General features: G+C 42.3%; 11 protein-coding genes. 9 read left to right on the top strand and 2 right to left on the bottom strand.

The annotated features are described in order from the left end of the window. Positions 1–355: 355 nt before the first annotated feature. The 7 genes from N9I19_RS03155 to N9I19_RS03125 all read left to right on the top strand — a co-directional run bounded on the left by N9I19_RS03155 (position 356) and on the right by N9I19_RS03125 (position 7543). Positions 356–1693, top strand: coding sequence for an MATE family efflux transporter (locus N9I19_RS03155; RefSeq protein ID WP_317776948.1), 1338 nt, complete (start codon positions 356–358; stop codon positions 1691–1693). Positions 1694–1845: 152 nt separating this feature from the next. Beyond that, positions 1846–3258 carry a dipeptidase PepV gene (gene pepV / locus N9I19_RS03150; protein ID WP_317776947.1) on the top strand — a complete coding sequence of 471 codons (1413 nt, stop codon included), beginning with the start codon at positions 1846–1848 and terminating at the stop codon, positions 3256–3258. A 21-nt stretch (positions 3259–3279) separates the two neighbouring features. Continuing rightward, a complete protein-coding gene (gene dat, locus N9I19_RS03145) occupies positions 3280–4134 on the top strand; it encodes a D-amino-acid transaminase (RefSeq protein WP_317776946.1) in 855 nt (284 codons plus the stop codon). A 291-nt stretch (positions 4135–4425) separates the two neighbouring features. Beyond that, the gene (locus tag N9I19_RS03140; protein WP_317776945.1) at positions 4426–5664 is read left to right on the top strand and encodes an Nramp family divalent metal transporter; all 1239 of its coding nucleotides are present in this window, start codon (positions 4426–4428) and stop codon (positions 5662–5664) included. Between the two features lie 296 nt (positions 5665–5960). Then, positions 5961–6518, top strand: coding sequence for an RNA 2',3'-cyclic phosphodiesterase (gene thpR, locus N9I19_RS03135; RefSeq protein WP_317776944.1), 558 nt, complete (start codon positions 5961–5963; stop codon positions 6516–6518). Between the two features lie 21 nt (positions 6519–6539). Continuing rightward, on the top strand, positions 6540–7283 hold the full coding sequence (locus N9I19_RS03130) for an NERD domain-containing protein (RefSeq protein ID WP_317776943.1): 744 nt from the start codon (positions 6540–6542) through the stop codon (positions 7281–7283). After that, a complete protein-coding gene (locus tag N9I19_RS03125; protein ID WP_317776942.1) occupies positions 7280–7543 on the top strand; it encodes a hypothetical protein in 264 nt (87 codons plus the stop codon). The genes N9I19_RS03130 and N9I19_RS03125 overlap by 4 nt, the downstream gene beginning before the upstream one ends. A 540-nt stretch (positions 7544–8083) precedes the next feature. Here the strand turns inward: N9I19_RS03125 and N9I19_RS03120 are convergent. After that, positions 8084–8254, bottom strand: coding sequence for a hypothetical protein (locus N9I19_RS03120; protein ID WP_317776941.1), 171 nt, complete (start codon positions 8252–8254; stop codon positions 8084–8086). Between the two features lie 62 nt (positions 8255–8316). Between N9I19_RS03120 and N9I19_RS03115 the strand changes: the two genes are divergently transcribed. Both N9I19_RS03115 and N9I19_RS03110 read left to right on the top strand, forming a co-directional pair. Further along, a complete protein-coding gene (locus N9I19_RS03115; protein ID WP_284149540.1) occupies positions 8317–8439 on the top strand; it encodes a hypothetical protein in 123 nt (40 codons plus the stop codon). 291 nt (positions 8440–8730) lie between these two features. Continuing rightward, on the top strand, positions 8731–9513 hold the full coding sequence (locus tag N9I19_RS03110; RefSeq protein ID WP_284470002.1) for a phosphotransferase family protein: 783 nt from the start codon (positions 8731–8733) through the stop codon (positions 9511–9513). Here N9I19_RS03110 and N9I19_RS03105 read toward each other — a convergent pair whose 3' ends face one another. Next, positions 9514–9789 (bottom strand): YtzH-like family protein, encoded by a 276-nt coding sequence (locus N9I19_RS03105; RefSeq protein ID WP_317776940.1) that lies wholly within the window; start codon positions 9787–9789, stop codon positions 9514–9516. Positions 9790–9858: the final 69 nt, after the last annotated feature.

The following is a 9858-nucleotide window of genomic DNA, read 5'->3' as shown; positions in this document are numbered from 1 at the left end:
CAATACGGGAGTCAACTATTAGCTGCTTAATTTATAGGTCTTTTTTTAAGACTGTCCATTTTGAAGGGCACAGTTCAACCCCTACAGGTTGCAATCGTTTTTAATCTTTTGAGATTGATAAGTTTGACTCCGTAGATTGTCAATATCCAAAATGGCTTAACCATCTATTCGAAACTATTCACAAGTAACCTTGTAGGGGCAGCGGATGCATTAGGGTCCTCTATTTCCTGGCCACTTTGGTAGGGGCACAACATGTTCAATTTTTGTACTTTTAATATATTTTTTATAACGTCATTCCAATTTTAACTTTTCAGACCTGAAAAAGTCTTTTATGTAAAAAGGAGGTCATTCAAATATGAATAACAAAATGTATCTTTCCTTGGCCATTCCGCTTACGATTTCGACGATGAGTACGCCCTTGCTCGGTGCGGTTGATACGGCTGTTGTTGGAAAATTGAGTGATCCCGCTTATATAGGCGGGGTAGCTGTCGGAACCATTATCTTTAACACGATGTATTGGCTTTTTGGATTTCTTCGTGTCAGTACATCTGCCTTTGCAGCACAAGCGGAGGGAGCAAGGGATGAAAATCAAAGCCTGATGGCTTTGATTCGGCCTTTTTTCATAGCAGCAATTATCGGTCTTCTTTTTATCGTGATCCAAAAACCCATTTTGAATGTTTCGTTAGGTGCAATCGGTCAGGAATCGGACGTTTCCGCCTTTGCTGCAGATTACTTCAGCATCCGGATATGGGGTGCACCTTTTGCATTATTGAACTATGTCATCCTAGGCTGGTTAATCGGGAAATCCAGGATAAAAACATCTTTGTTCATACAAGTTTTCATGAACGTGATCAATATTATCTTATGCCTGGTTTTCGTAAATGGCTTTTCATGGTCAGTATCAGGGGTTGCTGCCGCTTCATTGATATCAGAGATTTTCGCTTTTTTCCTGGGCTTGTGGGTGATTCGGAAAGCGGTTATCATACCGGATGCTTTTTCATTCCGGGAGGGGTTCGATCATGCTTCCCTGAAGAAAATGATGGTGGTCAACAGGGATTTATTCATCAGGACCATTTGCCTGATTACGGTTTTCAATCTTTTTACGGCTAAAGGAGCCACTTTCGGGACAGAGACATTGGCGGCCAACGCCGTACTCATACAAATCCATTACCTGATGGCCTATTGCTTTGATGGCTTCGCGAATGCGTCCAGTCTTCTAATTGGAAAGGCCATTGGTTCGAGAGATATCCACCTTTATAAAAAAACTCTCTCACTTTCTGCGCAGTGGGGCTTGTATGCCTCGCTCATACTTGCTATATCATACTATCTATTTAGCGATAAGGTCATTCTCCTTTTCACGAATATCCCAGGTGTCATCGAACTGGCCCATGAATACGGACTTTGGATTGTCCTATTCCCTTTCACTGCCTTTATCGGACTCATTTTCTATGGGGTATTTACCGGTGCGACTGAAGCGGTTCCTATAAGAAACTCGATGCTCCTTGCACTATTGGCCTATCTATTTGTCCAATTCTCAGCAGTCCCCCAGCATGGCAATCATGGATTATGGCTTGCATTTCTGGCATTCAGTTTAGGACGTTCCTTATTTTTAGCGTTATATATCCCAAGACTAAACCGAAAAGTAACGGAGTTAATGGATGAAGAGAGTCCAGTGAAATCACCTTCTTTTTAAAAAAGAGGGTGTTTTTTATAATAAGGGGAATTTATCGGTAGTTTGACATTCGCAATAAAACGGGAATACGAAGAAAAGATAGCTACGCTTGGCGAATCAGATAGGAAAAGTGATAAAATGTAAAATATATATAAAAGAGGAGCTGACGTATTTTGAGTGAATTGAATTGGCGAGAAGAAGTTGAAAAACGGAAAATGGACCTATTACTGGACACACAAAACTTATTGAAAATAAAAAGTGTATTGGATGAAGAGCACCCGACAGAGGAGGCCCCATTCGGTAAAGGGGTCAAGGAAGCGCTTGATTACATGCTTAAATTAGGCGAAAAAGACGGTTTTACTGTGAAAAATGTCGATAATGTCGCTGGCCATATTGAAATGGGTGAAGGCGAGGAGTTAATCGGTATTTTATGCCATGTCGATGTGGTACCTGAAGGAGATGGATGGAGTTCGGATCCGTTTGGCGCTGAAATCCGTAATGGCCGCATATATGCTCGTGGGGCAATCGATGATAAAGGACCGACGATGGCTGCCTATCATGCAATGAAGCTGGTCAGGGAGCTAGGAAAACCTTTGAACAAACGTGTAAGGATGATCATTGGAACGGATGAAGAATCGAACTGGCGCTGCGTTGACCGGTACTTTGAAGTGGAGGAAATGCCATCGATGGGCTTCGCACCAGATGCTGACTTCCCGATCATCAGTGCGGAAAAGGGAATTTGGGATTTCTCGGTTATCCAACCTGCCGATGCAGGAAATGGTACGAGCTCAAACGTGAATGTTATGGAATTTTCTTCAGGCCGAAGGACGAATATGGTACCGGATTTTGCTACGGCGACTGTGGAAGCGGCTAATCCAGTTGAAGTAGTGGCAAACTATAAGGCTTATTTGCAAAAATACTCATTGAAGGGCCAGGCCGTTCCGCAAAAAAATCAAGTGCTCCTTGAAATGAATGGTGTCTCGGCACATGCGATGGAACCGAAAAATGGAATAAATGCAGGTCTGCATTTAGCCGACTTTTTAGCTGATCTCACTCTTGATCCGCATGCGAAAGCTTACTTCACTTTCATCAAGGGTCGTTTGTTTGAAGATTCCCGTGGAAATAATTTAGGTGTGGCTTATTCGGATGAGCAAACAGGAGAATTGACGGTCAATGCCGGCGTTTTCAATTATTCCAAACAAAGGGACAGCTCGATTGGGTTCAGTATGCGCTATCCAGTGACGTTTGAGTGGGAACAGGAAAAGGCGGCATTGGAAGAGAGGCTTGCGGCATATAATTTGAAAGTGAAGACCAATTCGCATTCTACTCCACATTATGTGAGCAGTGAAAGCTTCTTGATTAAGACGTTGCAGCAAGTTTATGAAGCGGAGACAGGTGATAAAGCTGAGCTTCTTTCGATTGGCGGCGGCACCTACGCCCGTTCATTGAAAGAAGGTGTTGCATTCGGCCCGCTTTTCCCTGGCAGCGAAGATATTGCGCATCAAAAAGATGAATATATTGATATTGAAGATATGCTAAAGGCCACGTCCATTTATGCACGTGCCATTCATGAATTGGCTAAATAAAAGGCTGAGAAGGAGAAAGACATGGGAAAAATCATTTTTAACGGCGATCTTAAAAGCAGGTCCGAAGTACAGGTTGACATTGAAGATCGGGGATATCAATTCGGTGATGGCGTCTATGAAGTCATCCGGGTTTATAATGGCGAATTATTTGCGGGAGACATGCATCTAAACCGGCTGATGGACAGTGCGAAGTTGATTCAGATGAAAGTTCCCTTTACTATAGCGGAAATCAAAACCCGCATGGAAGAGCTGATCGCTGAAGATCAACTGAAGGACGGTATCGTCTATATGCAGCTGACAAGGGGCGTATCTCCGCGAACACACTCATTTCCAACTGCTGAGGTGGAACCGGTCTTTGTAGCCTATACGAAGGAAACGCCTTATACAGGAAAAATGAAGCAAGGGGTCAAGGCTGTTACCACCGACGATATACGCTGGCTGCGCTGTAATATTAAGAGCTTAAATCTACTTGGTAATATAATGGCTAAACAGCAAGCGGTTGAAGCTGGCTGTGATGAAGCGATCCAGCATCGAGATGGCACGGTTACGGAGGGAAGTTCGTCAAATGTCTCAATCGTGGTGGATGGACTACTTAAAACGCATCCGGCCACCAACTTGATCCTGAATGGAATTACCCGTCAGGTGATGCTGAAACTTTGCGCTGAACATGGAATTCCCTATGTCGAAGAGACCTTCACTGTCGAGGACATGATGGCAGCCGATGAAGTCCTTTATACGAGCACAAGCGTCGAAGTGACACCAATTATAAATATCGATGGCCAATCGATTGCAGCCGGGGAACCCGGTCCGATAACCCAAAGAATTCAAAAACTGTTTTCCGAGGAAATCGAGAGGCAATGCGGTTCGGTTAAATAGATACAACCCCCCCTTTGCCGAAACTGGCAAGGGGATTTTTTTTAAATGCTTCTACTTTAAAGCCGGACATGAAAGATTTTTATCGTGCAATTGACTGATTTCATGTCAGAAGTGTCCGAACCTCTTTTTACACGCCTTCGTTCACGTTAAAAACATTCACCTCATGCAGTTAAATTCATGTAAAAAAAATTTTTTGACATTTTCAAGATCCAGGAATATAATTGCTAATAACCTAAAAAGTTTACCCGTTGCAACAATTTAAGTTGCGTGTAAAAAGGAGCTGAAATAGAAATGTCCGATGTATTGCATCAATCTTCCTCGAGAGGGATCAAACAACTGCTTCCTTATCTAGGGCCGGCCTTTATAGCAGCTGTGGCCTATATTGATCCAGGGAATTATGCTACCAATATTACCGCCGGATCTAAATATGGCTATACATTATTATGGGTTATCTTCGCATCTAATTTAATGGCTGTGCTGATTCAATCACTATCCGCTAAATTGGGGATAGCGACAGGAAAGAACCTACCTGAGTTATGCAGGGAGAAATTTTCGAAAAAGACATCTTTCTTATTATGGATTCAAGCCGAAGCAGTCATAATGGCAACGGACTTAGCTGAATTCATAGGAGCGGCACTGGGAATTTATTTGCTATTTGACTTACCGCTCATCACATCGGCCATTATTGCAGCGATTGGTTCTTTTGCCATTTTGGAAATCCAGCGTAGAGGTTATCGGACATTCGAAGCCTTGATCACGGTCATGATATTTGTTGTGGTGATTGCCTTTGGTGCTCAAGTTTTTTATGCGAAACCTGACACTTCATCCGTTGTCTTAGGACTCTTCACTCCAAAATTCGAGGGAGTGGACAGTATTTTACTATCGGCAGGTATGCTTGGAGCTACCGTTATGCCACATGCGATTTACCTTCATTCCTCTTTAACTCAGAAGAGAATTGTCGGTAAAAACGATTTCGAAAGAAAAAGAATTTTTCGTTTTGAGCTAATTGATATTATCATCGCCATGTTGATTGCAGGTGGGATCAATGCCGCAATGGTCATTGTTTCAGCTGCCCTTTTTCATAAGAATGGAGTACCTGTAGAGGATTTGGATGTTGCCTATCAACAATTCGGTGCCATACTTGGACCCTCTGTCGCGATGCTCTTTGGAATAGGCTTATTATTTGCCGGTTTATCCAGCTCATCCGTTGGTGTATTGACAGGTGATGTAGTCATGCAGGGATTCATTAAAAGACATATACCGATCTATTTGAGAAGGGCCATATCGACGGTCCCGCCTCTGCTGATAATATTATGGGGAGTGAATCCATCTAAAGCACTTGTGATGAGTCAAGTTATACTCTCGTTTGGCATCGCGTTTGCCTTAGTGCCATTGATCATGTTCACAAGCAATAAAAAAATCATGGGCAACCTGGTCAATCACAAAATCACCTCAAGCACTGCATGGCTCATAGCTGTACTCATCATCGGACTGAATTTGTTCCTTCTTTACGAAACGCTGTTCAGCTAAAAGGAGAAGAGGCAGATAAGGAACATTTTGACTGCACACCAATTGTTAGACACCATCTAACAATTGGAGGTGCAGTTTTTTTTGTTAATCCGTCCTTCCTTGCAATAATCCGCCCCAAACTATTATGAACAATCCCTCTGAAGGATTACTTCCTCTATAGCTTCGTTCACAGTATGGAAGGCAGGGATTCCAGTCTTTTTTTGATGGAGGGCATATTTATAAGGAAGTCCATGAAAGTATAGGCAATGGGGATTATGGAAAAATTAATGGGAAAACAGGAAGGGATGTTTGTGACCATGAATACTCATTTTTTCTTTGCTTTAGTATTACCTGATGATATTAAGTCTTATTTAAATGCTGTTACGGAACAACTGAGGTCAGACTTTCCATTTAAGAAATGGCTGCATCCAGCCGATTATCATATTACGATGGCATTTTTGGGCAATGCCCCCGATCCATTGAAAAAGGACGCTTTGGAGCGTGTGGAGAGCAAGCTTGCTAATGAAGCCTCATTTGGTTTGAAACTCGGCGATATCGGCGGTTTTGGCAAGAGTGAGAGTCCAAGGATTCTATGGGCAGGTGTCAACCAGCAAGAAAGGCTTTTTACCATTCAAAGAAAAATTTATAATTCATGTATCGAGGCCGGTTTTGAACTTGATAAAAAGCCGTTTAAGCCTCATATAACGCTGGCAAGAAAATTTGAGGGGGAAAGTCCCTTTTCGTTGGAGAGCGTCCGGCGGATGGCGAATTTGGAGTGTAAGCATTTTGAAGCTGACCAGGTTGCGTTATATCAAACACATCTTGGAGCCTCGCCGTCATACGAGAAGATTTTCACGATACCCCTTGAAAAATAGAGAGAGAGGGGTGGTGGCTGTATGGCACAGCTCATAAAGATGCAGGATTATATTTCCCGGTATGAGCAGGATATTTATCGATATCCAACACAATTTGCACGGTTGAAAAAACAGCAATGGGATACATTGAAGGCTGCTTATAATGCGGGTGAGCTAGATCGGTTGTATAGCGAATATGCTGAAAGTGGAACACAGGTCAAGATTGATACTTCACAGGAAGGGTCAAAGGGCCTGTTTAAAAGGGTGAAAGGCATATTCCACAGGGCAGAACAAGAGGCAGAGGCGGAAGAGTTGGTAATACAGAACCAAGTTGAAAATACTAATGTATTTTCATTAAAGTTTCCGTTCCGTCCGGCCAGTCTGGATGAATTAAAGCAGAATTTTTTAAATCAATTGCTCCGCTTCCAAATGAAATGGGGAAGTTCGACGCTTCGAGAAAAGTCAATTGTGGACCAATCATTCTTTTTGGATGAAAGGCTCCGCTTTTTTCTGCAGCGTTTTCCGGATACGTTTCTTGTATTATATAAACCAATTTTTCTATTGAAAAATGCTCCTGTTGAAGTCGATGTCATTTTATTGACCCCAGTTGACGCTTGGTGCATCACTTTTCTGGAAGCCGAGGAAGACGCTGCTTTCATCGGTGGGAGTGATCGGTTCTGGGTCCGCAGGCATCATAAGCATCCTGATAAAAAAGTGCTCAACCCTTTGCTGGGCGCAAATCGGATGGGAACATCGTCTCCCAGTTATTTGAGCTTTATGAAGTGAACGTGCCGATTAAGAAGGTGATTCTATCACGGAATGGATATGTGGATTACCCCAAAGCTCCTAATGATATTACGATATTGGATAAACGGACCTTCCCGGATTGGTTTGATAGGCTGCGGAATATATCATCTCCTCTTAAGGCACAGCAGTTAAAAGGCGCACAGGCATTGCTGGAATATTGCCAAACTACATCCAGCCTGCGACCTGAATGGGATGCCGAATATAACCAAACAGAGGGAAATGAACATGCCGCCCCTTAATGACACGCTGTGTTACATTGTCAATCCAATGGCTGGGAAGAAAGCCGAGGAAATACTGAAATCAAAAGCTGTTCCCTATGAGGTGTTTTTTACAAGGGAAAAGAGGCAACGCTAAGATTGACGAAGCAAATACTATCAGGGACAAATCAGGAAACCCGGATGATCGCTGCTGGGGGAGATCAACCATTAATGAAATGATAAATGGCGCAATTGGTTTTCTCATGCGATCATCAGCTCCCTTGCGGCTTGGTCTGGCAATGATTATGTAAGGGGCATTCAAAAAACTGAGAGTGTGGAAGAAGCCCTTCCTTTATTTTAGGATAACGATTTAGTGCAGTTGCCAATAGACAGTTCGAGTCGAATGATAAGGTTGGTTATTTTATGAATAGCCTTGGCATGGGAATTGATGCTGAAGTTTCCGCTGAAGGGGCCGTTCCCTTCTGAAAAAATGGTTTAATTTTGTCAGAGCGGGTAAATTAATTTATCTGTTCATTTTTATAAAAAAGTTATTTTCTTATCAGCCCAGCGGTATGGAGTTGCTTATTGATGAAAATCGGCAGCTTTTGAAACAGTATGGTTCATTGTCATTGCGAACCAGCCATACTTTGGCGGTAGAATGAAAATTTCAACGATGTCAAAGCTGGATGATGTCAGGTTGAATGTGTTTGCGGTCCATGATATTACATAGTTGAAATTATTGACCGTATTCATTTCACCTAAATATTAAAAATGTTGATTCTTTTTCTGGTAAAATGATAACAATGAGGAATCACGTGTCAGTAAAAATCCAGTCTGATGGGGAAATTGTTGGAATGGATGAAGCAGCTGCAGTGGTTCTGAAAGAGAAAATCCGCTTCATGTTCAAGGATGATATTCCATGCAAAAATATGAAATGATTTATTTGTTTTTGTTTTATGCGTATAATCGTTCTATAGTACTTGACGAAGAAACCGTTTTTCAACTAAAATTTAATTTATGGCTATTGTTTAATTGCTCAATAGCTATTTTTTTATTTCTCTAAATGAGGATGTTTTTAATTGCGGGTATCATCCCGATGCACGTATATATGCAGCTTCGCCAGCAGGCGGATTTTTTATTAAACATGGACTCAAAGTAGTGGTATTACATACACTAGGTGAACGTACCCATATTTGTATGATTAAGCGAGGAAATCGAAGGTGAACCAGTTGGAACATTTATTAGGTCAGGAGTGGGATATATCCCCTGCTGGAGGAGCTACGGGAGAAGCCTTTATTGCCGAGAAAGAAGGGCAGAAGCTCTTCCTTAAACGAAATTCATCGCCATTTTTAGCTGTTCTTTCAGCTGAGGGCATTGTTCCAAAGTTAATGTGGACAAAACGCCTGGAAAATGGGGATGTAATTACGGCCCAGCATTGGATGGAAGGCAGGGAGCTATCTCAGCAGGAAATGAACAATATAAGAGTCGCAAAGCTGCTTCAAAAAATTCATCAATCCAATCCTTTGTTAAGCATGCTCAAAAGGCTTGGGAAATCCCCTTTACGACCTGAAAGTATACTTACAGACATAGAAACCGGGTTAACTTCGGATGTTACGGATATTCCGATTATCAAGGAAGCCATCCATTTTTTACAGAACAATCTCCTGTTGATTGAATGCGACGAAAAAGTCGTCTGTCATTGTGATGTGAACCATAATAATTGGCTCATGACCGAAACCGACGGATTGTTCCTGATTGATTGGGACGGAGCGGTCATTGGCGATCCGGCCATTGACCTCGGCATACTCCTGTATTCATATGTCCCAAGGGAAGAATGGAATCAATGGCTTGCCCGCTATGGCAAGAAGCTTGACGCAGGCCTGGAGATGAGGATGAAATGGCACACGGTTTCACAACTTGTGCTTTCCATCCAATGGCATCATCGTAGAAAGCGGTACGAGGAAAGAAATGAACTACTGCAAAAACTTGAAGCATTATTGATGGTTGACTGATCAGAATTGATCTATATCATCCACCCACTGGGACAAGTCGTTCTGGTGGGTTGATATATGTGCATCTAAATCGGCGGTACCGATGCCTGTCTGACTGTATTCGTAAATCTCTGTCAGTATCGTTTTCACATTGCTGTCAATATCCATGTTGATCATTAAGGATTTGACGAGCCTTTCAACCTGTTCACATTCAGCAACGGATCCGCAGCAGTCTTTTTGATGATTGGTTAATATATCTTTTAATAGTGACATTTGATGTTCATGGGTAATCGGCATTTAATACCTCTCCTTTCTTAAATATGGATTCTAGGGATTCTCAGGTGGTTCTCGCCTGCCCTTCACTTA

Origin of the sequence: Peribacillus sp. CSMR9, from assembly GCF_033141925.1 — a bacterium.
Lineage (GTDB): Bacteria > Bacillota > Bacilli > Bacillales > DSM-1321 > Peribacillus > Peribacillus simplex_A.
The sequence above is the reverse complement of the archived record's forward strand: the minus strand, read 5'-3'. Positions and strand labels throughout refer to the sequence as shown.